A 262-nucleotide genomic window follows, 5' to 3' on the forward strand; every position below is an offset into this window, starting at 1 on the left:
GGTTCTTCTCCGAAAATCCCCACGCAAAAACGATCGCGACGGCACTAATTAACAGCCATTGCGGAGGCACTAAACTGGGAGCAACCACCCGTAATAACAGTCGTAAGCCCACAAAGCCCACTGTGATATAACCCGCATCTTCAAGATGGACATATTCATCTAACCAACGGATAAATAACCCAGCTAGAAACCGCAAAGTCAGAACACCAATGGTTCCTCCTAGAATAATCAGCCACGTTTTTTCTGAAATTGCAATTGCGGT

At 45.8% G+C, this 262-nt stretch carries 1 protein-coding gene; it reads right to left on the bottom strand.

The features are described from left to right. Window positions 1-262, bottom strand: a 262-nt coding sequence (locus tag R0J92_RS23930; RefSeq protein WP_411053512.1) for a TerC family protein, incomplete at both ends; no start/stop codon positions are given.

Source organism: Tritonibacter sp. SIMBA_163, assembly GCF_046535935.1.
Lineage (GTDB): Bacteria > Pseudomonadota > Alphaproteobacteria > Rhodobacterales > Rhodobacteraceae > Epibacterium > Epibacterium scottomollicae.